Origin of the sequence: Methanococcoides alaskense, from assembly GCF_027594145.1 — an archaeon.
Classification (GTDB): domain Archaea; phylum Halobacteriota; class Methanosarcinia; order Methanosarcinales; family Methanosarcinaceae; genus Methanococcoides; species Methanococcoides alaskense.
This window is the reverse complement of record NZ_JAQFFK010000004.1, coordinates 1-26,304: the sequence shown is the minus strand read 5'-3', so window position 1 is coordinate 26,304 and position 26,304 is coordinate 1. Positions and strand designations below refer to the sequence as shown.

Here is a 26,304-nt window from a genome sequence, read left to right as displayed (position 1 = left end):
TATGATTGCACACTATGCAAAAGAAAACTAATGATCATGGAGACCAATAATGTCCAAATTCCCATCAGAGAAACCAGTTCTTGTCACATGCGGACTGCCTTATGCCAATGGAAAGGCGCATGTAGGTCATTTACGCACCTATGTTCCCGCAGACATATTCACAAGGTCCTTAAAAAAGACAGGACAGGAAGTCACATTCGTTTGTGGTTCCGATACACACGGAACTCCCATAGTGTTCAATGCAGAGGAACTTAAAACGACGCCTACCGAGATCATAAAGGTATATCACAAACACTTCGATGAGACCTTCAAGAAAATGGGGGTCATGTTCGATGCATTCGGCACCACAGATGACCCCACCAACCATAACCGTACAACCGAGATAGTGAGCAAACTCATAGAGAACGGTTATGTCTACCCAAAGACCATCGAGGTAGCATACTGCCCTTCCTGCGACCGTTCCCTTCCGGACAGGTACGTAAAGGGAACATGCCCTCACTGCAAAAAGGAAGCAAGAGGAGACGAATGCGACCAGGGATGTGGAAAACATCTTGAACCGGGAGAACTTGAACATCCCACCTGCACCACATGTAACGGACCTGCTGAATATAAAGAACAAGAGCATTTCTTTTTCAAGCTTTCGCAGTTCAAGGACTTCCTTTTGGAATATCTTGAAGGGCTTGGCGGAACGCTCAATGCAAGAAATTATGCCCTCGGCTGGGTAAAGCAGGAACTTACAGACTGGTGCATCACAAGGAGTCTCGAGTGGGGAATCAAATTCCCGGGACATGAGGACCTTGTGGTATACGTTTGGGTGGATGCACCTATCGGATACATCGCATTCACAGAAGAATGGGCAGAAGCAAATAATGAGAGCTGGGAGAAGTTCTGGAAAGATGACGGAAGTATCATCCACTTCATCGGAGGGGATATCATCTACCACCACTGCATCTTCTGGCCTGCAATGCTCAAAGGTGCCGGATACAATCAGCCGGATGCGGTCGTCGCTTCAGGAATGGTAAAGATCGAGGACAGGACATTCTCCAAGAGCCGCGGATATGTTGTCTGGGTGGACGAGGATTACCTTGACCACGGATTCCACCAGGACCTGCTACGCTACTACCTTGCAAGTTATACCTCACATACAAAGGAGCTTAATTTCTCATGGAAAGTGTTCCAGGACAAGGTAAACACCGAGCTAGTAGGTGTTTTTGGGAACTTCCTGTACAGGACACTGCTGTTCACACATAAGAACTTCGGAGAGATACCTGAAGGAGAGGTAAAGCAGGACATCCTTGACGAGATCAACACAACCATTGAAAATGCAAAAGGGGCCATGGAGAACTACGAGTTCAAGAAATATGCGGACACTGTAATGGCACTTGCTTCATACGGAAACACATATTTCCAGTCGAATGAACCCTGGAAGCTCATAAAAGAGAACAAGGAAGCATGTGGAGAAATTGTCAAGAACTGTGCCCAGATCACAAAAGCACTCTGTCTGCTCTTTGAACCCATACTTCCGGAAAAGATGGAAGAGGCATGGAAACAGATAGGCATGGAAACAGACGTGCATGAAACAAATTATATGGAAGCCACTGAACTTGTAAAGAGTGGAATCACACTTGAAAAGCCATCCATCCTCTTTGAGAAGATAGAAGATGAGAAGACCGAAGAGATGGAAGCCATATCTGCTGCAAGGGTAAAGGAAGCAATTGCAAAGGAAAATGGCACAGAAGAAGTAGAAGAAGTAAAAGAAATAGAGGAGATGAAAGATTTGATCACATTCGACGATTTCTCAAAAATGGATATACGCATTGGAACCATCGTATCCGCTGAAGCTATTAAAAAATCAAAGAAATTACTAAAACTTCAGGTGGACCTTGGGGAAGAAGAAACACGCCAGATAGTTGCCGGCTTGAAAGAATCCCATGAGCCCGAACAACTTATAGGAAAACAGGTAGCTGTCCTCACAAACCTTGCACCTGCAAAACTTTGCGGTGTCGAGTCCAATGGAATGGTGCTTGCCGGAGTGGATGCTGCGGATAACGCCATCCTTTTGCAGCCGGAAAAGGAAACTAACCCAGGTACCTGCATACACTGAAAAAATGAGGGGGACTTCCCCCTTTAACAAAATGAACTCAATCCATCAACATCTCAAGATAAGATGTCCTGATGGAATCTTCTTTTTTTGACCCGATCAGCTCAAGGAAGGCGAAGAGCTTTTCCCTGTGTGCCTCGACATCCGAATCCGCAACAAGTTCAACTTCCACGAACTCGCCGAGACCTTCGACATTATCAAAACAGATAGTTATATCGTCGTATTTGTAGATATCACGCATCTTTTTCACGACACCTGATTCAAAAAAACCAAGTGCATTGATGATGCCCCGGGCGGCCACCCCATCCACAGGAGTCTCAAATTCCTCCCGCATCTTGGAAACTTCATCGAGCTTCTTGCCCTTATAGGTCATGCATGTGCCACCATCGACACTACGCAACCTCAATGCTTCGTCCGTTTTGGCAAAATCACGATGAGGTGAATTGTAGTACACATCAACGTGATCTTCCGTACGAACTTTTTGCGCACCGAGCTTTACTACCCTGTCCTTTACAGGGGCATGTTCGGCGCGCACTTTGATTTCAATTTCGATCATTATCCGGGACGTACTTCGTTCCGTAATAGATCATACCCTTGTCACCACTCTCACCGAGCTTTCTGAACACAGGCTTGACCCACATACCAATGGAAACTTCCTTTGGATCACAAACTACCTGACTTGTGAACCTTGGACCTTCATCCAGTTCGATAATGGCAAGCGCATACGGCGCCTGCATTTCAAATCCTTCTGCTGCGGTGTGAATTATGGTGTAGGTCACTACCTTGCCCGGGCCAGCGAACTTGTAAGGCTCGATATCGCCATGACGTCTGCATTTCGGACAAACGTTTCGTGGTGGATAATAGTGTGTATCACAGGTCTTGCAGTGCGTTCCCACAATATTGTACCTGTTGATCTGCTTTCTCCAGAATCTTGCTACAGACATTCCAATCACCTCTTCCTCGCTAAGATGTTTACAACTGCGGTTGCGCCGGACCCTCCGACATTATGGGTCATTCCAACCTCTGCGCCATCGACCTGACGAGGACCTGAATCTCCACGAAGTTGCTGTGTGACCTCTACGAGCTGTTTGATACCAGTAGCACCGACCGGATGACCACATGCTTTCAGGCCACCGGAAGTGTTCACAGGGATCTTTCCGCCAATAGCAGTCTCACCATCTTCGGTCATCTTACCGCCCAGACCTTTCTTCACAAAGCCAAGGTCTTCGATAGCACATATCTCTGCGATCGTGAAACAGTCGTGAACCTCCACAAGATCGATGTCCGCAGGGGTCATCTTCGCCATCTCATAGGCACGCTTTCCTGCCATTACGGATGCATCCAGTGTTGTGATGTCACGGCGGTCATGCAAAGCAATTGTATCGCTTGCCTGTGCTGTCGCCTTCACATAGATGGGAGTGTCAGTGTACTCGTGTGCGATATCCGCAGGAGCAAGTACCAATGCGGATGCACCGTCTGTGATAGGTGAACAATCGAATATGTGCAATGGGTCAGCCACCATGATGGAATTAAGGACATTGTCTATGGTGATACGACTCTTGTACTGTGCGATCGGGTTCATTGATCCATTCTGGTGGTTCTTCACAGCAACTGCCGCAAGCTGTTCACTTGTGGTCCCATACTGATGCATGTGCATCTTTGCTATCATTGCATAAAGACCGGGGAATGTCGCACCCATGATGCCTTCCCATTCACGGTCTGCTGCTGCTGCCAGTGCTGCTGAAGCTGCCGTTGCTGAAACATCGGTCATCTTCTCCACACCTGCTGCCATCACAAGGTCCTCGTGACCGGAAGCTACTGCCATTACAGCCTGCCTGAAAGCAAGACCGCCTGAAGCACATGCTGCCTCGACACGTGTGGATGGAATGTGAAGGTCCAGGGAAAGACCGGAATAATCAGCTATCAGGGCACCAATGTGCTCCTGTTCTACAAACTGTCCTCCGCTCATGTTACCAACGTACATGCCGTCCAGTTTTTCACCGGATATGCCGGAATCCTCAATCGCTCCGACACCTGCTTCGACAACGATGTCCCTGAAGGATCTATCCCACATCTCACCGAAATTTGTGTTCTTAACACCAATAATTGCTACGTCTCTCATATCAACACCCTCATGCAAGCCTTATCTTACCTTTGTGTTTGGCATACATTGCATAATCCATATAGACAGGATCTTTCAAAAGTTCTAGGACCTTTGGCGCAGCATCACGGACCTCATCGATCTTGTCGGTCACTCTGAAACTGAACGCATCTCCGCCTGCACCGGAACCAAATGCCGTTGCAAATATCCTGTCACCCGGTTTTGCCTGGTCGAGTGTTGCGGCAATACCCATCATACATGAACCGGAATATGTGTTCCCAAGCCATGGAACTACCAGACCGGGCTTGATCTGTTCTTTAGTGAAACCCAGCATCTTTGCCACCCTTGAAGGGAATTTCCCATTTGGTTGGTGGAAAACAGCATAGTCATAATCAGAAGGTTTTGTGCCCATCTTTTCCATAAGACCGTTTGCAGCACCGGTCACATGCTTGAAATAGCCAGGCTCGCCTGTGAACCTGCCGCCGTGTTCCGGATATGGCATACCTTCACGTCTCCAGAAATCAGGAGTGTCAGTGGTAAAGGAGAATGTGTCTTCGATAACTGCGATCATCTCAGATTCCTTGTTACCGATAATATAGGACACACCACCTGCTGCTGCAGTATATTCCAGTGCATCTCCCGGAGCGCCCTGGGATACATCGGCACCTATGGCCATTCCAAGATCCACCATTCCGCTACCGACCAGACCCATACATGCCTGCATAGCGGCAGTGCCTGCCTTACATGCGAACTCGAAATCCGCAGCTGTCAGCACAGGAGTTGCTTCAATAGCTTCGGCAACGATCGTACTGGTAGGTTTTACAGCATAAGGGTGACTTTCAGAACCCGTATAAACGGCCCCTATACGCTTAGCATCTATGTTATGGCGTGAAACCGCAGATCTTGCAGCTTCCACTGCAATGGTCGCAGTATCCTCATCCAGGTCAGGAACTGATTTTTCATATACCATCAGACCTGCACTGAGAATATCCGCATCATCTCCCCATACACGGGCAATATCTTCTACTTTTATCCTGAATTTGGGGATATAAGCACCGTAAGAAACAATTCCTACACTCATTAATCATTCACCTGTTTATATGTTCAAGTTTTTCAAAATCGATCACAAAGCGATCATTATTCTATCACATGATACTGGCTGTACTTTTTCAGCACTTCGACCAGTTCATCAATGTCCATCGTTGTTGCGAGAAGTGGTATCCTGTCGATCTCTGCCATCTTCTTTGCCATCGGATCGACCTGGTTGCCACGAAGCCCATGGATGACAACCGCTCCCGGTTTCAAATTGGTCACGCGAATAGCCACCATTGGTGATTTTCCTGTGGATACCTTGGTGAATATCAATGCACGTTCGGTACTCCATCCATAGAGTTTCTGGAACTCATGGGAAGAAAGCTCAAGGATGGCCTTCTTACTATCCACAACCGTAAAACCGTAAAGGGGTTTTTCCACACCCTTGTTCACAACATCCGCTTCGATCAGGGTCGCAAGTTTGGCGAGCTGTATAGGATATGTATATTCATAGGTAGCATACACCGCCTTAGCTCCCGGATCGGCATAAAGCATGCCTTCGTAGCTGTGTATTTTCTGTCCGCCCTTTAAAGTATCGACATCCAAAAGAGCGGCGACTATCTTGCTGACAATGAGTGTTCCCGGAGACTTTCGCCGTCCGCTTTCATAGTCACTGATGACAGAAGGAGATACTTTTAGATAGCCCGAAAGATCAGTCTGGGCAATGTCGAAGTTAAGTCTCCATTTTTTCAGCGCCTCACCGGGTTTCTCGGATAAGGTGATCTCGCCTGCCATTTTTTCAGCTAGACGCTGACGAATATTTTCATTGGCCATATCTTTGGTCATACTTCAATAAACTGTATGAGTGTCACACATATATATGTACCGAACGTTCTATCGACAATTGTCGAATAAAACTAATTATATGGTTCAACTATTTATAAAATGCCGATAATCTGTAATAAACCATGTCCCTGGCAAATTTGAAATTACATGCTAATGTATCGGAATTTCTTCTGTACTTAAAATGCCCCAGACAAGTATATTATACATACCGAGAGCAAGAGCTTCTGCCAACCATCAGTTCAGGATATATTGAACATATGATGATAAAGGAGCTAGCAATGGGTTATGCAGACATTGTTAAAAAAACAAAGCCCACAAAAGAAAGCATTTTGGAAGAACTTAGTGCGGAATTCGAACGTGTAAAGAGCGAACTTGACCTCATATACTCCACTGAGCTAAAAAATGTCCCTTTTAATATGATAGAGACTGCCGAAAAGAACGTCTTTGAACTGCTTGATAATATTGCAACAAACCTTTCCGATGCGGTCTTCAAGAGAAGCGAAGTTGATGTTATACAAAGTATAATGCCCCATAGAACAGAACCTGTACTTCATTCAGACAGATTGAACCTGACAGGCATCCCTTCTGCCATAGTGCAATATGGAGAAAGGATGGCACCCCTTTCCATAAGAACCGGAAGATGCCCGGAAAACGGAGTTTGGGGGAACGATAGGATACATATTGCAGCTCTTTCAATGCTGTTAGAGGAGAACAGCGGGGAAACTGTAGAGCTAGGTTTTGTGGAATATGCAAAGGAAGGGAAGATACGAAAAGTGAAGGTCAGACCAGAGGACAGAAGACAGGTGCTTAAGATACGCGACCGCGTTGACAGAATAAAGGACGGAAACCTGCCTGAACGTAAAGAAGGGAAGATCTGCGAACATTGTAATTTCACACATTTCTGCATAAACAAGTCCACCCTTGCCTCTAAATTCTTCTAAGAAATCCGAGCACCCAACACCTATTTATGTATTCTTCCAGTGTCCATCTACAATGTCAAAACCTGTATATCTGGGAAAACTGCTTCTGCACTGGTGTAAAGACTGTAATGTACCCGTACTCGGGAAAAAATGCAGCTGTGGCAAGAAAACCACGAAAGTTAGTGTCACACCTCCTGGCGACATAAGGCCAGCTTTCCAGTATGATATAGACAATATAAATGCTGTTTCAATGGAACAGTTCAATGTACCTATTATACCTGAAGGGCACTTAGCGGTGCTCAACAAAGCACCCTACGATGACAGGATGGAAGAAGTTATCGTGGATGGTGAAGTCCTTGCAAGTTTCCGTTTTGAGATGGACAGTCTGAAGTGGGTACTCCTGCCAAGACTGGCCGGTGCAAGACGCCTTTTTGAAGGCAGGGACCTGAAAGAGATGAAAGGCTGGGTAGTGCTTGATAGCGGGGCGGTTAGTTTTATCTTGAAAGGGGCAAGCGTACTGGCTCCAGGGATCATAGATGCCGATCCACAGATACAGGTGTCTGACGAGACGGTTGTGCTTACACCTGAAGGTGAGATCGTTGCGGTCGGAAGGGCACGCATGAGCGGTGCGGACATGATCGAGCACAATAAAGGTGTTGGTGTCAAGAACAGATGGAAAGGCAAGCCTGAAAAGATAGATGTGCCTGAAGGCGGACAGACATGGGATGATGCGGTCAAAGCGAATTCCGAGATACTTGCGCTCTTTGAAGATAAAGCACATCAATTCATCAAACATACTAATGAAACTGTGAACAGACCGGTGAGCGTGTCCTATTCAGGAGGAAAGGACAGCCTTGCAGTATTACAGCTTGTAAGTGAGTGCCTTGATGATTACGAACTCCTTTTCGCTGACACAGGACTAGAATTCCCTGAGACCATAGAGAATGTGAAGGACATAGTGGAACATTATCAACGCCCTCTTAGGACAAAGGACGCTGGAGAAGCTTTCTGGGAATCTGTCGGGGACTTCGGACCCCCGTCAGTGGAAGCACGCTGGTGTTGCAAGGTCTGTAAACTTGGACCGATCTCACAGATAATCAATGACAATTATGAGGATGGATGCCTTACTTTTATCGGGCAGAGAAAGTACGAGTCCGCTGCAAGGGCGAACAGTGAACGTGTCTGGAAGAACCCGTGGGTAGGCAACCAGATTGGAGCTTCCCCCATACAGGACTGGACAGCAATGCACGTATGGCTCTATATATTCAAGACCGGTGTACCCTATAATGTAATGTACGAGAGGGGATTCGACCGCATAGGATGCTGGTTATGCCCATCATCCTCATTGTCAGACCTGTTCAGGCTAAAAGAAACGCATCCGGAACTGGTAAAACGGCTCAATGACCATCTGCTTGAATATGCGGAGAAGATGGGACTCTCGAAAGAGTGGGTAGAGCACGGACTATGGAGATGGCAGACCCTGCCACCAGCTATTGCAAAAATAGCAGAGGAAAAGGGAATAAATATCATACCAAAGAGTGATGTTAAAGGTGAGCTGAAATTCAGTGTAACCTCAGGATACAGACCATGCCGCGAAGGTGGAATGTCAGCTGAAGGCAGTTTTGGTATTGCACTGGACATGGAACTTCTGGAAACCACCGGTTTGCTTCGTTCAGCAGGTAAAGTTGCCTATATCGAGGGTGTTGCTTCTGTGCATCACGAAGATGACCGTGCACAGATATTCGCATCAGGGACAGTAACTGCAAGAGGCAATAACGAAACAGATGCAAGAGAGTTCATGACCCAGATCGAAAGAGCGGTAAGACGGTCTTTGAAATGTATGGGTTGTGGGGTCTGCGTAGGAAAGTGTCCTAACGACTGTATCACTATAGAGGATGGAAAGGCGATCATAAGCAGTAAATGCACTCATTGTGGTGCTTGTGTTACAATTTGCCCGGTTGTGAAATTTGGGTGAACTTTGGAATTGACGGTCATAATGGCCAACCAGAACATTTATACAACATATATAACAATCTAACTTGGTGATTTTTTGGTAAAAAGGGCACTGCTAAGCGTCTCTGACAAAACTGGAATCGTGGATTTCGCACGGGGACTAGAGCAACTGAACATAGAGATTATATCGACTGGCGGAACTGCGAAGATACTTCGCGATGCGGGTATTGAGACGATCGACGTCTCAGAAGTTACCGGTTTTCCTGAAATGATGGGAGGACGTGTAAAGACACTCCACCCAAGAATACACGGCGGATTGCTGTGTATGAGAGGAAACCTTGAACACATGGGAGAAGCTGAAAAGGAATCCATCGAGCTTATCGACATGGTAGCTGTCAATCTTTACCCCTTCGAGATAACAGTCTCGAAAGAGGGTGTGAACCTTGACGAAGCTATAGAGAACATCGATATCGGAGGACCAACCTTACTTCGTTCTGCCGCTAAGAACTACAAGTCTGTAACAGTAATATCAGACCCGGAAGACTATGGAGAGGTCCTCAAGGAATTGAGATCAGCCGGCACGGTCTCTGACACCACCCGCGAAAAACTTGCGGTCAAGGTATTCAGACACACTGCAAATTATGACAGTAATATTGATACGTACCTGAGCAAGACTCTCCTCGATGAAGATGTCCTGCGCATGAACTTCACTGAAGGTACAAAGCTCAGATATGGAGAGAACTGGCACCAGGAAGCTACATTCTACAAGGATGAGGCGATCGTTGGCCCTGCACTTTCAAATGCAAACCAGTTGCATGGAAAGGAGCTTTCATACAACAACTATGTGGATGCGGACAATGCCCTCCAGACCATCAAAGAGGTAGGCAACACGAATCCCGCAGTTGCTATTGTCAAACACAATAACCCATGCGGACTGGCAACCGGTAACACTCTTTGCGAAGCTTTGGAGCATGCATGGGATGGCGACCCTGTATCAGCATTTGGTAGTATAATCTGCACCAATACCGTTTTCAATCTTGAATCCGCAGAATTCCTTAAGGGTAAGTTCGTGGAGATCATCCTCGCACCTGGATTCGAGCATGATGCCCTTGAATATCTGAAAGATAAGAGCTCAAATCTGCGTCTTCTTGAATTGCCACAGTTCAATGAAGCATTTGATACCGAGACCACATACAAGTATGTGATCGGAGGAATGCTGAAACAGACAAGGAACATAGGGCTTTACGAGAAGTGGGACTGTGTTACTGAAACTGCGTACCCTGAAGAGAAACGCGGACTGTCCGAATTCTGTATTTGCGCCTGCAAGAGCACAAAATCCAATTCTGTGACACTTGCATACGAATACAAGGACGGATGTTACGTTATGATAGCAATGGGAGCAGGACAGCCAAATCGCGTTGATTCCATACGCAAACTTGCAGCAACAAAAGCAAAAGAGAACCTTGAGATAGTCTATGAAAGGGAAAAGCCGGATATGAGCTTTGAAGAATACTGGCAATCCATACTTTCAGAGTCCGTCATGGCTTCTGATGCATTCTTCCCATTCGATGACAGTATAATCTATTCTGATGAAAGCAAGATAAGATACATAATTTCACCAGGCGGTTCCATAAGGGACGATGAGGTCATTGCTACTGCAAATCGTCTGAACATCTCAATGGTGTTCACTGGAATGAGACACTTCCTACACTGATTATATTCTTAGATGTGTGTTTTTGCACACATTCCCTTCTTTTTTATGACCGATTTGTCCTTTAGAGCTATCGCCACATATTTACAGTAGAAGTAAGATAATTTTCAATTGTATATGTGGTGAAACGGGGAGTACGAACCATTGATACGAACTTATCGAGTGGATACTATCAAAACTTAAAGAAAAAGGGTAGCCGAGTTTTAAAAAATCCAAGTATGTAATAATAAATATTTAAAAGGTGTCCATTAATTATATATGTAATAGGTACACCCAACACTATGGAGCTGAAGAAAATGAGATCAAATGGATTGCTAAGCGTTCTCACATTTTCAGAAAAAAGAAAAGACCTTCTTTTCTTTATAGAAGAAGAACCTCGTACATTATCACAAATAAGGGAATATTTCAAGGTGAGCTCGCCAGAGATATCCCCCCGAATAAAAGAGATGGTAGCTTCAAACCTTATATTTAAAGATGAAAAAAAGTACCACATTACACCGATCGGAAGGGTGGCATCCAAGTATCTAAAACCACTGATAAAAACCCTTGATGCCATCGAAAGGAACGATGATTTCTGGAAAGAACACTTACTTGATGGAATACCACAAAAGCTTCTTGATAGGATCGGTGACCTTGGCGAATGCTCTGTCCACCAGGAAGGTCTGGAAAACATATATGACTCCCATAAGAATTTTATTGGAAACATAAATAAATCAAGCGAAATTGATGGGGTTTCCACCATATTTATCCCGGTATATCCGGAATTCTTTGTCAGTCTCGCCAAAAATGATGTTCCTACAAAGCTTGTTTTGACAACAAATGTTTTCGAAAAGGTGAAGAACGAATACAGAGATTCACTGGAGACGTATCTGAACTCTGACAATACAAAGCTCTACCTGATCGATGAAGCAAAGGTCGCATTCATTGTAACCGACAATTTCTTTTCCATGTCATTGTTTTTCAAGAACGGAACATATGACCCACAAAACGATCTAATAGGACACGACGAAGCTGCTGTGCAATGGGGAAAAGAGCTATTTGAGCATTATAAAGAGAAAGCAAGGGAGATCAAATCCCTTTGATCATCCATACAATATCAAACTCCCATAATTGCCCTTAGACCTACGATCATACTCGATTCGCCATCCACAACGAACAGTCGTTTGTACAACCTGTTCTTTGACTCTTTTTCAACCGGGGCTGCAAAACGATTGATACAGACAAGGCCTGCAATAAAGCTGTAGACCAGCAATATCGGTTCATAGGCAAGAAGCTCTGACATTATCAAGATCGATAGAAGGGAATGAGAGAACAGGTGGATGCCCAGAAGGATAGCACGTGTCTTTTGTTCGCCAAGACTTACAGGAAGTGTTTTTATTCCTGCCAGGGCATCGCCTTTGAGATCTTTGAAATCATACACTGAAGAGTTTACGAAAAGTTTGCACCCAAAATAAAGGAATACAGCAAACACCGGCAATATGCTTTCTGCATACCAACCTGCAATACCAGCAATGAATGCACCCCATGTTATGCCGACAACCAGATTCTTCACACCGAGACCGCCTTTGAGCTTGAGATGATGTTTTCCGACCTTGATCCCTTTACTGTAAAGGAAACCGGTCACCAGAGGCAAAAAAGCAAGAAGCAATAAACCGTCAAGGAACAGGAAATAGGCACCAACAAGGAATGTCAGGACTGACGCAAAAAGTGCAATATCCCGTCTTGCTCCGGTAAGCTCAGACCTGTTCACCGCGTCTTCCTCAGAATCAAGTGCACGATCGAGAGTATAGACAGAATATACCACCAGACCACCACCTATACAGGAAAGGATATCGAATTGCAACTGCAGCAAAAGGAAAGCAAGGTATATCCTTAAAGCGCCGGAGATCGACACCAGTGTAGAACTGTTCAAAAGGTGTAGTGTTGGCCACAGACTTGAAATGTCCGGGAAATGGTATGAATTTTGGTTGTTTTTCGGAAATCTGACACTATCTAATGAGAAAGATGTTTTTTCACCCATAGATATAAAATTGCATAACTTCCTGATATTATTAATTTAATATACTATTATACCATTGAACTACTTTAGTAGTGCCGACTAGTTAAGTCATAGTCCTAAAAGTCACACTAAAAGAGATAAATACGGAACTGATTTATAAGGTGTTTTCTTTTCATCCCCAGACTTCTGAGGAAATACCTATGAACGAAAGATCCAGAATGCTTTCAGAAGATAGCATTAAAAAGGTCCTTTTTAAGCTTTCACTGCCTGCGACCGTTGGAATGATAGTTCAGGCCCTCTATAGTCTTGTAGATACTATTTTCGTAGGACGGGCACTTGGAGCAGAAAGTGTACAGGGTATTGCAGGGATAACCATTGCATTCCCGATCCAGATGATAATCATGGGAATAGCACTCACAATAGGCATAGGAAGTGCGTCCATTATTTCCAGAAGCTTAGGTGCAAGGATACACGAACGTGCAGATATCGCACTCGGAAACGCCATAACTGCCATACTTGCACTTAGCATCGTTATGACGATATTAGGTGTCGTTTACATTGAGCCCCTGCTGAGAATGTTCGGTGCCACAGAAACGATCATGCCTTTTGCATACGATTATACAAAGATAATCCTTTACGGCACTATATTCTTTGCATTTTCCATGACACTAAATAACATTGTTCGTGCGGAAGGAAATGCAAGAGTGGCCATGTTTACAATGGTAATATCAGCAGGGCTTAACATAATCCTTGACCCCATATTCATCTTTGGACTGAATATGGGCATAAAAGGTGCAGCTATTGCAACCGTTATTTCACAGGTGGTAAGTGCCCTCTACCTCTTATACTACTTCACTAAGGGACTGAGCAGTTTTCATTTCCACATAAGGTATTTCGTACCCCACCCCGAGATACTGAAAGAAATGGTCACCATCGGAACGTCCTCATTTGCAAGAAATGCGTCGGGCAGCCTGATGGTGATCGTGATAAACAATGTGCTTGCTGTTTACGGAGGAGATATTCCCATAGCAGTATTTGGTATCGTTAATAGATTGTTCATGTTCACTTTCATGCCAATGATAGGCATTGTACAGGGCCTACAACCTATAGTGGGGTTCAATTATGGTGCAAAGAACTACGAAAGGGTCATCAGTTCTACAGCACTGGCCATGAAAATAACTACAGTGGTATCAATTGCGGGGTTCTTACTGCTCTTCATATTTCCAACTCAATTGTTCGGCATATTTACCACTGACCAAGAATTGATAGAGGCAGGAAAAGCAGCAATGAGGATAATGGCACTTGCACTACCACTGGTCGGATTCCAGGTAGTAGGAGCATCTATATATCAGACACTGGGAAAAGCGAAACCAGCATTTTTCCTGTCGATCAGCAGACAAGTACTTTTCCTGATACCACTTGTCCTGATACTCCCTCGTTTCTTTCAGCTTCAGGGAGTATGGATGGCATTCCCATTATCTGACGGACTCTCTTTTCTGGTGACCTTCGTCATGCTGGCAAAGGAATACAGTCTTTTCAAAAAGGACATCCATCCAGACTTTTCCTGAGCCATTTTCAATTATCAGAAGCGTTGTCCCACCACATCTTGATACGCATAGTATCGCCAAGATGAAGTATGGAACCATCTTCATTGACCGGCAGGATCTCTTTCAGATATTGCCTGAGTATTGAGACCTGTGCATCAGTGTATGCCCTATAATGCGGAACATAGTGTTTGACCGCTTCATCCATGGAAGAAAAGGTCATACTTCTATGCATTGGGAACACCTCCATATTGGGAAATATACCCATGTCATAAAGGACATTGTACATGACATTGCATTTAGGGGAACTGTGATATTCCCCATTATGCAGAGCAGGCCATATGGCACGGTATTGATCATCCCAGGATGTCTCCCCTGCAAACCAGTAAACATAAACAGAGCCACTGGAAACCGCCTGTATCTTTTCGAACGTTTGTCTTATATCGGGCACATTCAGCGAATAAGAAGCAATGACTATGTCAAATTTCCCGCCAAGTTCATCAATATCAATATCTTCCCACCCTTCGTGAATGCAATTGATGTTGCTGATGTCCAGTTCCTCGATATTTTCCTGCAATACGGACATCATCCCGTCCGAGGGTTCAACTGCAACCACTTCCCGAACACGTTTTGAGATAGGGATCGCAAGAGCGCCTGGTCCGGAACCAATATCAAGAACGCGCGAATCAGCTTTAAGATCAAGCTCACCTAAAGTCTGTTCAATGCGGTCAGCACCCTTGTTCTGTGACATTTCCCAGTATCTTCTGGCATTTTCCTTACTTTCCCAGATATCAACTTTTTCCAGAGTTCCCTCGACCTCATTATAAAGCCTCATCTGCTCTTTCCAGACATCGTTCCAGTCAATTTCATTCAGGTTCATAAGAAATTGAATTGAACTCATGTTGCATAAATGTTCTTAAAATCGGAAAGTTGTGGTTAGAAGAAAGACATTATCTTATTCACGAATCTGGTAAGGAAATTAGAATTGGAAGTCTCATTTTCATTTCCATTAACTATTTTAGATCTCGAGGAAACGTTCTTAATAGGATCATCTCTTTCGTCGCTCATAATTGAAGACTTCATATCGCCACTTGAATCGTTCATTTGTACACTTTTATTTCCTACATCAACAATTCGATCAACAGACATCTTTTGACCACCCATGAAAATTTGCTCGATATCTTCTGAAGAGTTTTCCATTAGAGAATTGAACTTATTAAGTGAAGATGCAAATTCATCCTCATTAGAAGCTTCCTGCATTTCATTCCTTACATTATCCAGTTCAAATATCATGAGCTCAGCTTCTTCAATGAACGATAGATCATCGCTGTTTTCGATCTCGCTCTCAAGAAGTCTTATTTTTGAATCTATCAGATTTGTAAATCCATTCGCTCTGGAATCTAGCCCAGATCTATCAGGCATATATTCCTTAGACCCTAAGCCGACTTTACCAGACATATCTTCCCTTGCATAAGCACTCCCTGATATTGAACATAACAAAATTAACAGTATGCCGATAGTTTTCATACCTTTATTCATATTAAACACCATTATAGCAATTCTTTATTGTATCATAGAACAAACACACAAAAATAAAGATGGAGCGATTTGCTCCATTTTTGACTGAAAAATGTTTCTCAATTCAATGACCGAAACTCATTCTTCAACTGAAGCCATGCCTCTTGAATGCATACCATTCATAGGTCCATTAAGATGCATTTTGGAATTTGATCCTCTAAGTTCTTCAGGCATATCTTCAAATACGGAAGACAATGATCCCCTTACTTCGTTAATTTCTTCTTTGTCCTCAGCAGAAGATATGAGCTCCTTTGTATCTTCAAGCTGAACAATGTGCTCATCTATAAGTTCCTCAGTGATGTCGTCATTACCAATTTCATCGAGATTCTCTTTTAGAGTCTCCAGTCTTTCGATCCTTTTATCAAAGGAAGTGATCAAACGCTCTTTGTGAAACTCAAATGCATCTTCTTCACTTTCGAGCTCCACTGGACATAAGGGACGGTCATCATGCATTTTGGAATTTGGCCCTCTAAGTTCTTCAGACATGTCTTCAAATACGGAAGACAATGATTCCATTACTTCATTAATTTCTTCTTTGTCTTCAGTAGAAGATATGAGCTCCTTTGCATCTTCAAGCTGAACAATGTGATCATCTATAAGTTCCTCAGTGATCTCTTCATTACCAATGTTATCGAGGTTCTCTTTTAGAGTCTCTAATCTTTCGATCTTTTTATCAAAGGAAGTTATCAAACGTTCTTTTTGAAACTCAAATTCATCGGCTTCACTTTCAAACTCCACAGGACATGCAGGGCGATCATCGGAAGTTCTGGAACTCATATCATCTTCGTCAGAAAGGAAAAATCCTCCACCGATTCCATGTCCCATCCTATTCTTTTCACCGAACTTCATCATAGAGAGATCCTTTGTCGTACTGTCTTCTGCCGCGAGCGCACCTGTTGGAAACAAACTGAATACCATCAGGATAGCTGCAAAGCAACCAATTGTTTTCAATATTTTATTGTTCATATTATCATCTCTGTGTCCCGGCAATACCCGAGTATTCACAATGCATCCACTGGCAGTCGAGAATATAAGCATACTTTCAGATAAAAGAGAAATAAAGCTTTTAATTGTAAAAAGGAAGCTTATTAGAGTTTCGAAATGCTTATTTAATATTAATAAGCCTTTAAATTTATAATTTAATACAAAATATTAAGATTATTTATTGTAGAACAATTTGAATAAGGTCATATTGATCGATCATTGAAGGAACTTAATAAATACGAATAGAAGAGATAAACATTGAATAAATGAATAATATAGATATAAAAATGATTTTTATACATATTTTAACTCTCTTTTTATCAATGAAGGATGAAAAAAGTATATTGAAGTTAAAAAGGGTCACAAAATACATATTTCAATATACGAAAAGACAAAATACTACCCCTTCATAAAGTATGTTTATATCTTCAATAGCAGAACTGGAAGTAATCATTGATCATATTTATCTGGGAAAGAGGATTATCAAAATGAAAAAGGTATTAGTCATTACATTAGCTTTACTGACATTCATACTACTGACTTCCGGTTGTGCTGATAGACAGGATAATTTACAACACGAGGTTGTAAAACCTATATGGTTCACGTCGGGCACAGGGCATGACAACAGTTACTGGCCGTTTGATATCGAACATAAATTACTATATAAGCTCAAGCCACCATTTTTTGTAGATGAACAAGATATTGTCAATATCATAGACAGGGATATCGAGAGGTCCGAAGGTGCACTTTACTATTTCGAGAAAGAAGTGGAAAGGCTGGAAAATGAAGGAGAGGATGTTAACTTACTAAGTAATAGGATAGGAGAATATCGCCAGCATCTCGAAAATGCTAAGCTGAACAAGACCCTTTCGGATGAACTTTCACAAAATAATGAAAGCTACACGACCATTAGCGTAGAACAAAAAGAGTACCTTTTCAATGCACTTGAAGAACTCCGAATTGTTCATGATATAGTGCCACAGATATTCAATGACGAAAGAATAATAAAACCAGGACAGGTCAAACTAAAGGATGATGTATACCTGAATGCGAGTGGAAATGGAACTGCGGTACTTTCAGGGAACATCGAAATTACACTTTCAGTCCAAAATGCAATGGTCACGATCAGGGATGAGAATAATGACAAGATCATTTTCATTGATGGCGAATATACACCGGAAAGCAACATCGACCCTAAAATTGTGTCCTACCGTAATGTGAACGGTACAATGGACATTATTGGAACATCCACCATAGTTATGGTACGCGGACAGAGTATTAATTTTAAGGCCATAGGAAATGGCTTTGCAGCACTATCCGGAAACGGGACCTACAGTTACGAAGAAGGGAATGGAACGATCGAGATGGAATGGATGCCCTATCTATTTAGCAGTAAACGTCAAAATAATTAAATAAAAAAATGAAACCCATCACACTTGTATTCTGGATAGCCATCATTCTGGTATCAATGCCATTAGCAGGCGCTGATAGCACTGCTACCATACATGGTGTGGTCTATGAGTGGGACACTTTTGAACCGACTGACAATGCATATATAGAGATAAACACCACGCCCATCCAGTCCATAGTTCCACAATACGGCATCTACTCATTGGAATTACCTCCGGGAAATTATCTGATCACAGCTACTTCATACAAAGAGAACAACCTTGAATATTCCACAGAAGTTCCACTGACCATAACTGATAATGGCACCTATGTGATCGATCTTTTGCTTATGCCTGTTTATTCAGACATTGTGGAGAGTGACGAAAATGAGAAGCAACAAACTGCACAGGCTGGTACAATTTCAATAGTCTTCTACCTTTTACTTGCGATAGTACTGATGGTAGCAATTGAGAGAACAACATCAAAGACTAAAAAAGATAAGAAAAGGCACTACATTGAACCGGAAATAGAAATAACAGAATATCCAGCACCTGGCCATGCTGAAGAGGTTCTATCGGAAGATGAGGATCTTACATATCCTGAAGATATGAAGGACCTACCTTCGGACCTGCAGGAAATTGTGAAAATACTCCTATCCAATGATGGCCGTATGACACAGAAGGACCTTCGAAGCAAGATCGATTATTCAGAAGGAAAAGTTAGTATGATGCTAAACGATCTTGAGAAAAATGGCTGGGTTGAAAAAAGGAAGGAAGGAAGGGGAAATATCATATTCCTTAAAGATGAGCATAAAAGCGAATAATTAATCTTCCTACATCCACCTGCCTTTGGATGGATCAGCATTTTTTACTGGCATCTATTATCAGCATTTTTTTACTATCTACAACATACAGCAAATAGCATATTTTTTTGATTTAAATGCAATAAACTATTTTAATTCAATTTTAATGTAATTAAATAGTTTTTTTAAGAATTAAAAGCCTTAAAAAAGCTTCATTGCATATTTAAATCTTATTTTTTACTTAAATTATAAAGTATGCTTATATTCAAGACCACTAATGCGGGGTTGTACAAAGTGGTACTGGAACAGTGCCATTGGTACCATACCACCCCATGAACGGCACCTGTAACCTCTCACAGATCAACCTTACAGGTGCTTTCATGGAAACAAAAAAAGAGACGAGACGATCGAGAATATGAATGGAATAGAACGTGTTGAAATGCAAGAGGATAATACCCCGCTGATAAAGCTCAGTGATGTCTGGAAAACATACCAGATGGGAGAAATTGAATTTGATGCATTGAAAAATGTGGATCTTGACATATACAGTGGAGAATTCGTTGTGATCCTTGGACCCAGCGGAAGCGGAAAAAGTACAATGATGAACCTGATAGGTTGCCTTGATGTTCCAAGTAAAGGCATCATACGTCTTGAAGATCAGGATATATCAACGTTAAAAGAGTCAGATCTTGCACAGATCAGGGGACAAAGTATAGGATTCATTTTTCAGCAGTTCAACCTTATCCCCACACTCAATACTTTAGAAAATGTCATGCTACCGCTGGAATTTCAGGAATTCGATCCTGACATTGCTAAAAAGAGAGGGCAGGAGCTTCTGGAGATAGTGGGTCTTGGAAATAAGCTTACGAACCTGCCCTCCCAGCTTTCAGGAGGACAGCGCCAAAGAGTGGCCATTGCGAGATCACTGGCCATTGATCCACCGATAATCCTTGCCGATGAGCCAACCGGCAACCTCGATAGTAAAACCGGAACCTATATACTGGAATTCCTGAACGAGATGCACCAAAAAGAGAACAAAACGATCATTATTGTCACACATGATATCGAACCGGTCCAGTATGCAGACAAGATAGTCTACATCAAGGACGGACAGGTCGAGAAAATAGAATACAGAAATAAGATGGAGAATTGATATGAAAAAAACTATACTTTTACTACTACTTATCTGCATGAGCGCCGGAAATGTTTCTGCAGCAGTTTATGTAGATTCCTCAATGATAACGGTTGATATGTTAAATCAAAACCCTGACCCTGCAAGACCAGGAGAGACCATGGAGATAACCCTTAGCGTAATGAACGATGGGAATTCAGACCTTGAGGACGTTACAGTTACCATCGAACCGGAGTATCCATTCTCAAAAGTGACCGGCGAATCTCTGACCCAGACAATACCATATCTGAACTCCCGACAGGACGACGATGATTCTGCCATACTCAAATACAAACTTTTAATAGATAATGATGCGCCAGAAGACCTGTATGAGCTGGATATAGTTGTAACTGACAGTGAGAACGGTGGTGCGATCACAACGACCGTCAATATTGACGTCCGGGGAAAGGAATATGCACAGATCGTCACCATCACTGAATCAAGCATCGACATCGCGACCGAAGAACCCCTTGATTTCATTGTGACCAATACCGGAAATTCACCCCTGAAGAACATGGTAGTATCATGGGATGAAGAAAGCGGAGTTGTTCTGCCGGTATATTCTGATAACACCAAATATATCGCATATCTCGATGCAGGTGAATCTGCAACAGTGAGCTACACAGTCATGGCCGATGTGAATGCTATTCCCGGGCTTTATCAGATGGATATCTGCCTGAGTTTCGAGGATTATGACTCAAATACAAATGAGATCACTACCAAAGCCGGACTTTTTGTAGGAGGAGAAACCGATTTCGATGTTTCGTTCTCTGAGAGTGCAAGTGGGGAAGTCTCACTTTCTGTTGCCAATGTGGGTAACAATGAGGCATATTCTGTGAAAGTATCAATTCCGGAACAGGATGGATACAAAGTGACAGGAAGTTCCTCGACCATTGTGGGAAACCTGGAAAAGGGAGATTACACGATCACTTCATTCAACGTTGTCCAAACCGCAAATGTTGCGACAAACGAAAATATTGATGATGAAAGAACTGGCACTGGAGAAGATAGACCTGCAGACCGTTCTGCCAGCGAAAGTTCAGGTGATGAACTGACAGCAATTATCGAATATACTGATTCGACTGGTCAGAGGCTTTCGGTTGAGAAGAACGTTGATATTTCGTCTACCTCAGGTGCAACTGGAGAAAATAATGTGGCATACGCCAAGAACAGGGATGCAAGTACCGGGACCAGCACTACCACATACCTTCTGATCCTTGGCGTAATCGTTGCAGGAGCTGCTGTAGTATATAAAAAGAGAAAGGATAGGGAAAGGGAACAATGAGATTCAAAACATCTCTTAAACTTGCGACCAACATCCTTCTGCACAGTAAGATCAGAAGCTGGCTGACCATCATTGGTATCGTCATAGGTGTTGCATCAGTGGTTAGTATAGTTGCCCTTGGAGATGCAATGACGGAAAGTGTTGAGAGCAGCTTTGAGGATATGGACCTTACGATGATCACCGTCACTCCCGGTTATTCCGGTGCTCAGTCATCAATGGGACCACCAGGTAGAGGAGGAGGTACTACCACCACTGATGAAGATGAGCTTACTGATAAGGATATAATGGCACTCCGGTCGATCGAAGAGATCGAGTACATGTACGGCCAGATCAGTGGGAAAGCCGATGTCGATTATACTGGAGAAACTGCATCCCTATCAGTTACCGGAGTGGACCCACAGGTGTGGAAGTACACATCTAATATGGACTACGATTCAGGCCGTGCCCTTGAGCCCTCGGACAATTATGTAGCAGTCATAGGATACAATGTCGCAAATGAATTGTTCGACCAGCCAATTGGAGTGAACCGGGTTATCACCATAGAAGATAAATCTGTAAGAGTGATAGGAATACTGGAGGACGGCGAGAGCAATAATGCAGTAATAATGCCCATAGATGCTGCAATAAATGTTATCGAAGATGCCGAAAAGGACGTTTACGGATCAATTGTGATAAAGGTTGAAGACGAAGATGTAGTGGAATCGGCTGTTGAAGAGATAGAAAGTACCCTTCTGACCTCACGTCATGTTGCTGAGAAGGACAGGGATTTTTCAGTGACCGATTCAAAATCACAGATGGACGGAGTATCTGATATGGTTTCATCAATGACGTACTTCCTTGGTGCAATTGCAGGAGTATCCCTTTTAGTAGGCGCAGTGGGAATTGCAAATACAATGTTCACTTCCGTAATGGAAAAGACAAAAGAGATCGGCACAATGAAGGCCATTGGTGCTAAGAACAGGGATATCATGATGATATTCGTTATGAATTCCGCACTTGTGGGTTTTGTAGGTGGGTTTTTAGGGATAGTTCTTGGAGAGATCGTTTCACGGGTTGTCATACCAATGAGCGGATTGCAGATCGGACGTACTGCCACGAGTTCAGCAACCGGTCTGTCCCCAGAACTAATGGTCCTTGGAATAGGACTTGCAATGCTCATAGGAGTGATTTCCGGAGTGATACCTGCATACAATGCATCGAAGATGAAGCCTGTAGATGCTTTGAGATATGAATGAACAGACTGTAGACATTACATAGTTCCTGCCAAACTACTGGCAGGAACACTCCTCTTTTATTTGTCACTATTTTCTTACTACCTGCAAATCAGCGTATTTAATAACCATCAGGATAATCTACTTCGCATGAATTTTACCAAAAGACCTTTTCTGTTGACCATACTTGATGGCTGGGGATATTCCCCCGAAGTGGAAGGTAATGCCATCCATGCAGCCAACACCCCCAACCTTGATAATTTGCTGGAGACATATCCGAATACACTCCTCAGCGCTTCAGGTGAAGATGTGGGACTTCCTGAGGGACAGATGGGGAATTCAGAGGTTGGGCACTTGAACATAGGTGCAGGACGTGTTGTCTACCAGGACCTTACACGCATCAACCGGGATATCGGGAACGGGGACTTTTTCAAGAACCCTGTATTGAAGCAATCAATTGAAAATGCAAAAGCACAGGGTTCTGCATTACACCTCATGGGATTGTTCTCTTACGGGGGAGTTCACAGCCACATGAAACATCTTTGTGCTCTTATTGAATTTGCAAAGGATGAAGGTATTACCGATATATTCGTCCATGCCTTCCTCGATGGAAGGGACGTTCCCCCAAGAGCGGCACTTGAGGATATGAAGGAACATGTGGAATACTGCAACAACCTGGGGGTCGGGAAGGTAGCCACTGTTTCAGGGCGTTATTATGCCATGGACAGGGACAATCGCTGGGATAGGATCGAGGATGCATACAATGCCATCACCCTAGGCGAGGGATCATACCATTCAAACGGACCCGTAGATGCTATTTTGGAAGGATATGAGAGAGGCGAGAATGATGAATTTATCAAACCTACGGTGATTGTCGATGAAAATGGGAAACCCATAGGAACTGTAAATGAGAACGATACGGTGATCTTCTTCAATTTCCGCCCTGACCGTGCAAGGCAATTGACCTATACTTTCGTGAATGATGAATTTGATAATTTTGAACGCAAAAGCCATCCAAAAGTGCATTTTGTCTGCATGACAGAATACGATGAAAGACTGGATGTCCCCATAGCCTTCTCTTCGGAAGAACTGAAGAACACATTGGGAGAGGTGCTCAGCAAAGAGGGAATAAAGCAGTTGCGTATAGCTGAGACCGAGAAATATGCACATGTGACATTCTTTTTCAATGGCGGTGTTGAAAAGCAGAACGAAGGAGAAGAAAGGTGTCTTATCCCATCCCCAAAGGTAGCAACCTATGACCTGAAACCGGAAATGAGTGCCTATGAGGTCAGCGAAGAACTGATAGAAAGGATAGGATCTGGAAAGTATGATGTGATCGTACTCAATCTTGCCAACATGGACATGGTAGGACATAGCGGCATAATGGAAGCGGCCGTGAAAGCGGTCGAGGTCGTTGATGATTGTGTAGGAAAGATAATTACTGTAATAAAGGAAGTCGGTGGCGAAGCCATGATAATGGCAGACCATGGCAATGCCGAAAAGATGGTCGATTTCTGCAACAACACGGACAAGCAATGCCACACGGCCCATACATCAAATCCGGTCCGCTGTATCTATGTGACACAGGAAAAGGGAGTTGAGCTTCAAAAAGGCAGGCTTTCCGATATTGCACCCACGATCCTGAAGATCATGGGCATTGAAAAGCCACCGGAAATGACCGGAGTTCCTTTAATAAAGAACAGTTAAAACCATTGATCAAGAGTGCTTTGACTGCCGCCCATGTTAGCTTCAAGGCGGTCAAGTGCTTTATTGACCCGGTCCTCTGAAAAATCATGTTTTTTGCAGAGAAGATCAATTACCCCGGCACGGTCAGGCTTGATCCATTTAAGCTCATAATCGTCTGTTACGGGCGGGTTCATGAAGAAATCCCTTTTAGCATCAAGATCTTCGATGTCTTTACCAAGTTCTTCGAGTACGGCTTTTATATCACCATGTTCTCTCACCAGTTTAAGCGCTCTTTTCGGGCCGATTTTCTCGAGACCGGTATTATAATCTGTGCCCACACACATGGCAATATCGATCAATTGCTGTCTTGTAATGCCAAGTTCCCCAAGGGAATCCTCAAGGGATAGGACCTCAGGTTTAACGTCCACATATATGTTCTTTTTCGGAAGCTTTCGCTTACCTGTAATAGTGAGATTTCGAACCACCCGTGGCGCACCGAAAAGAAAAGAATCATAGTCCTGTGAACCGATATAGTCAGCATCCCCTTTTTGGACCATGTATGAGGCCTGTGCCTCCCCCTCGGATGGTGCTTTCACATAAGGGATACCCATCAATTCCAATAGGCTGACAGAATCATCGATCATCTCACGGGTCACTTTTGAGGAGGCCTGTGCATACTTGTAGGCTTCTTCCTCAAGTCCCTGTGCTTTTGCGTCTTCCCATTTAGCAGTTGCACTTTCCCGGACCTCATGCCGTTTTGCCAGAGTATCTGATTTGAAATCAGGAGGTTTACCATCAAAGACAAAAATCGGTTTAACGCCTGCTTCGATGAGATTGGTAAGCCTGTAAAGGATACCCGAAAGATGAGATGTGATCTGACCGCTGGAATCCTTTAGAGGGGTTCCGTCACGTTGCCTGATTATACTTAAGAACTGATAAAGAGTATTGTACGCATCGATAGCCACCACTTTATTTGAAAGCCCAGCTAACTCGATCGCATCTTTAAGAAGTAGATCCCCGATATCCGTACCCATGTTCAAATGATGTAAATATTATAGATCTCCAGAGAGACCATCGGTAATGGAAAGTCTGATATCGATGACAGAATCATCGTTTGCATTCATTTTACCAACTTTAAGGACATTACCATCCCTTTCAACTACTTCTGTCTTGGTCACTTCGACCTGGTGTCCATCACTACTAGTACAGTTCTTATGCACCACTAGAAGCTCCTGACCACCCACAGAGCCTTTTCCCACCATTGAGACCAGATTTTTTATGATCTGCTCAAATTCAGAATATATTAATATTTCTGAATACTTTCCAGCCTTTTTAATTATGCCAATTGGTTCTAAATTTATGCGCATATACGCACTCCCTTGAATCTTAGCAATATTACAAGTTCCACATATACTGATACACTTATATTGGTTTCGGCAGATGTCGACAGGCAGAATATAATAGAACAGTTTGAAATACAGCTGATCCTGCTTATTTCAAAGAAAAAAAGATAGGGGATTAACGATATGATTTCTTATTAAATACGTCCATTGCCTCATCCACTACAGTGATAACTTCGTTCATCTTCTTGTCCATTGAGCTCTCAATGCTCTGTATATTGATACGAAGAGAACGTTCCTTATCATCCAGCGTCTTTTCGACCCTCCGAAGCCTTATATCCAGAGAAAGGATCATCGCAGCCAATGCACCTACCATTACAATAGCAGAGAGTATGATCAAAGAATTAGCGGAGTTGGGTTTGAACCTGCCAAGCCATTCATAGGTCAGAACAAAAGAAGATACAACCATCACTATCGAAAATACAATGTCCCGGGAATCCATCATTTTACCTCATTTACAAAACGTACAGCAATCCTATCGATAACAACATCGATGTATTAACTGATGACACTTATCATAACAATTACATACTATTAAATACTGTGCAGATATTTGAAATTTACATTACATAGATATTTTGGGTACAGGGA

At 43.2% G+C, this 26,304-nt stretch carries 24 protein-coding genes; 12 read left to right on the top strand and 12 right to left on the bottom strand.

Features of this window, described 5'->3' with window-relative positions:
• Window positions 1-49: 49 nt before the first annotated feature.
• Window positions 50-2,104: a methionine--tRNA ligase gene (metG, locus tag PBV53_RS08200; RefSeq protein WP_270096702.1), complete on the top strand. Its 2,055-nt coding sequence runs from the start codon at window positions 50-52 to the stop codon at window positions 2,102-2,104.
• 37 nt (window positions 2,105-2,141) lie between these two features.
• On the opposite strand, the gene cyaB is transcribed toward metG, so the two are convergent.
• Genes cyaB through PBV53_RS08175 form a run of 5 tightly spaced genes read right to left on the bottom strand, consistent with a single transcriptional unit; the run spans window position 2,142 to window position 6,080 of the window.
• Window positions 2,142-2,657, bottom strand: coding sequence for a class IV adenylate cyclase (gene cyaB / locus PBV53_RS08195; protein ID WP_270096701.1), 516 nt, complete (start codon window positions 2,655-2,657; stop codon window positions 2,142-2,144).
• Window positions 2,644-3,045 (bottom strand): Zn-ribbon domain-containing OB-fold protein, encoded by a 402-nt coding sequence (locus PBV53_RS08190; protein WP_270096700.1) that lies wholly within the window; start codon window positions 3,043-3,045, stop codon window positions 2,644-2,646. The genes cyaB and PBV53_RS08190 overlap by 14 nt, the downstream gene beginning before the upstream one ends.
• A gap of 5 nt (window positions 3,046-3,050) precedes the next feature.
• The gene (locus PBV53_RS08185) at window positions 3,051-4,223 is read right to left on the bottom strand and encodes an acetyl-CoA acetyltransferase (RefSeq protein WP_270096699.1); all 1,173 of its coding nucleotides are present in this window, start codon (window positions 4,221-4,223) and stop codon (window positions 3,051-3,053) included.
• Window positions 4,224-4,233: 10 nt separating this feature from the next.
• Entirely contained in the window at window positions 4,234-5,283 is a 1,050-nt protein-coding gene (locus PBV53_RS08180) for a hydroxymethylglutaryl-CoA synthase (protein WP_270096698.1), read from the bottom strand.
• 56 nt (window positions 5,284-5,339) lie between these two features.
• Window positions 5,340-6,080, bottom strand: a complete 741-nt coding sequence (locus tag PBV53_RS08175) for a helix-turn-helix domain-containing protein (protein ID WP_270096697.1) — start codon at window positions 6,078-6,080, stop codon at window positions 5,340-5,342.
• 257 nt (window positions 6,081-6,337) lie between these two features.
• Here PBV53_RS08175 and PBV53_RS08170 point away from each other — a divergent pair, with 257 nt between their 5' ends.
• The 4 genes from PBV53_RS08170 to PBV53_RS08155 all read left to right on the top strand — a co-directional run bounded on the left by PBV53_RS08170 (window position 6,338) and on the right by PBV53_RS08155 (window position 11,746).
• Complete coding sequence (locus tag PBV53_RS08170) at window positions 6,338-7,021, top strand: CRISPR-associated protein Cas4 (RefSeq protein WP_270096696.1); 684 nt, start codon at window positions 6,338-6,340, stop codon at window positions 7,019-7,021.
• Window positions 7,022-7,073: 52 nt separating this feature from the next.
• Window positions 7,074-8,975 (top strand): phosphoadenosine phosphosulfate reductase domain-containing protein, encoded by a 1,902-nt coding sequence (locus tag PBV53_RS08165; protein ID WP_270096695.1) that lies wholly within the window; start codon window positions 7,074-7,076, stop codon window positions 8,973-8,975.
• Window positions 8,976-9,050: 75 nt separating this feature from the next.
• The gene (purH, locus tag PBV53_RS08160) at window positions 9,051-10,667 is read left to right on the top strand and encodes a bifunctional phosphoribosylaminoimidazolecarboxamide formyltransferase/IMP cyclohydrolase (RefSeq protein ID WP_270096694.1); all 1,617 of its coding nucleotides are present in this window, start codon (window positions 9,051-9,053) and stop codon (window positions 10,665-10,667) included.
• Between the two features lie 293 nt (window positions 10,668-10,960).
• Window positions 10,961-11,746 carry a helix-turn-helix transcriptional regulator gene (locus PBV53_RS08155; RefSeq protein ID WP_270096693.1) on the top strand — a complete coding sequence of 262 codons (786 nt, stop codon included), beginning with the start codon at window positions 10,961-10,963 and terminating at the stop codon, window positions 11,744-11,746.
• Window positions 11,747-11,760: 14 nt separating this feature from the next.
• On the opposite strand, the gene PBV53_RS08150 is transcribed toward PBV53_RS08155, so the two are convergent.
• Window positions 11,761-12,684 carry a UbiA family prenyltransferase gene (locus PBV53_RS08150; protein WP_270096692.1) on the bottom strand — a complete coding sequence of 308 codons (924 nt, stop codon included), beginning with the start codon at window positions 12,682-12,684 and terminating at the stop codon, window positions 11,761-11,763.
• 179 nt (window positions 12,685-12,863) lie between these two features.
• Between PBV53_RS08150 and PBV53_RS08145 the strand changes: the two genes are divergently transcribed.
• Complete coding sequence (locus PBV53_RS08145; RefSeq protein WP_270096691.1) at window positions 12,864-14,231, top strand: MATE family efflux transporter; 1,368 nt, start codon at window positions 12,864-12,866, stop codon at window positions 14,229-14,231.
• Between the two features lie 7 nt (window positions 14,232-14,238).
• Here the strand turns inward: PBV53_RS08145 and PBV53_RS08140 are convergent, their stop codons facing one another.
• The 3 genes from PBV53_RS08140 to PBV53_RS08130 form a co-directional block, all read right to left on the bottom strand.
• Window positions 14,239-15,087 carry a class I SAM-dependent methyltransferase gene (locus PBV53_RS08140; protein WP_270096690.1) on the bottom strand — a complete coding sequence of 283 codons (849 nt, stop codon included), beginning with the start codon at window positions 15,085-15,087 and terminating at the stop codon, window positions 14,239-14,241.
• 56 nt (window positions 15,088-15,143) lie between these two features.
• Complete coding sequence (locus PBV53_RS08135; RefSeq protein ID WP_270096689.1) at window positions 15,144-15,746, bottom strand: hypothetical protein; 603 nt, start codon at window positions 15,744-15,746, stop codon at window positions 15,144-15,146.
• Between the two features lie 117 nt (window positions 15,747-15,863).
• The gene (locus PBV53_RS08130) at window positions 15,864-16,751 is read right to left on the bottom strand and encodes a hypothetical protein (protein ID WP_270096688.1); all 888 of its coding nucleotides are present in this window, start codon (window positions 16,749-16,751) and stop codon (window positions 15,864-15,866) included.
• 506 nt (window positions 16,752-17,257) lie between these two features.
• Between PBV53_RS08130 and PBV53_RS08125 the strand changes: the two genes are divergently transcribed.
• From PBV53_RS08125 to gpmI, 6 genes are all read left to right on the top strand, one after another.
• The gene (locus tag PBV53_RS08125) at window positions 17,258-18,181 is read left to right on the top strand and encodes a hypothetical protein (RefSeq protein ID WP_270096687.1); all 924 of its coding nucleotides are present in this window, start codon (window positions 17,258-17,260) and stop codon (window positions 18,179-18,181) included.
• Window positions 18,182-18,189: 8 nt separating this feature from the next.
• The gene (locus PBV53_RS08120) at window positions 18,190-18,981 is read left to right on the top strand and encodes a helix-turn-helix transcriptional regulator (protein WP_270096686.1); all 792 of its coding nucleotides are present in this window, start codon (window positions 18,190-18,192) and stop codon (window positions 18,979-18,981) included.
• Window positions 18,982-19,375: 394 nt separating this feature from the next.
• Window positions 19,376-20,113 (top strand): ABC transporter ATP-binding protein, encoded by a 738-nt coding sequence (locus tag PBV53_RS08115; protein WP_270096685.1) that lies wholly within the window; start codon window positions 19,376-19,378, stop codon window positions 20,111-20,113.
• Window position 20,114: 1 nt separating this feature from the next.
• Window positions 20,115-21,416: a COG1361 S-layer family protein gene (locus PBV53_RS08110; protein ID WP_270096684.1), complete on the top strand. Its 1,302-nt coding sequence runs from the start codon at window positions 20,115-20,117 to the stop codon at window positions 21,414-21,416.
• Window positions 21,413-22,651, top strand: coding sequence for an ABC transporter permease (locus tag PBV53_RS08105; RefSeq protein ID WP_270096683.1), 1,239 nt, complete (start codon window positions 21,413-21,415; stop codon window positions 22,649-22,651). The genes PBV53_RS08110 and PBV53_RS08105 overlap by 4 nt, the downstream gene beginning before the upstream one ends.
• 126 nt (window positions 22,652-22,777) lie before the next feature.
• On the top strand, window positions 22,778-24,334 hold the full coding sequence (gpmI, locus tag PBV53_RS08100) for a 2,3-bisphosphoglycerate-independent phosphoglycerate mutase (protein WP_270096682.1): 1,557 nt from the start codon (window positions 22,778-22,780) through the stop codon (window positions 24,332-24,334).
• Here the strand turns inward: gpmI and fen are convergent.
• The 3 genes from fen to PBV53_RS08085 all read right to left on the bottom strand — a co-directional run bounded on the left by fen (window position 24,331) and on the right by PBV53_RS08085 (window position 26,158).
• Window positions 24,331-25,347 carry a flap endonuclease-1 gene (gene fen, locus PBV53_RS08095; protein ID WP_270096681.1) on the bottom strand — a complete coding sequence of 339 codons (1,017 nt, stop codon included), beginning with the start codon at window positions 25,345-25,347 and terminating at the stop codon, window positions 24,331-24,333. The genes gpmI and fen overlap by 4 nt on opposite strands.
• An 18-nt stretch (window positions 25,348-25,365) precedes the next feature.
• Entirely contained in the window at window positions 25,366-25,680 is a 315-nt protein-coding gene (locus PBV53_RS08090; RefSeq protein ID WP_270096680.1) for a hypothetical protein, read from the bottom strand.
• A gap of 151 nt (window positions 25,681-25,831) precedes the next feature.
• On the bottom strand, window positions 25,832-26,158 hold the full coding sequence (locus tag PBV53_RS08085) for a hypothetical protein (RefSeq protein WP_309739397.1): 327 nt from the start codon (window positions 26,156-26,158) through the stop codon (window positions 25,832-25,834).
• Between the last annotated feature and the right edge of the window lie 146 nt (window positions 26,159-26,304).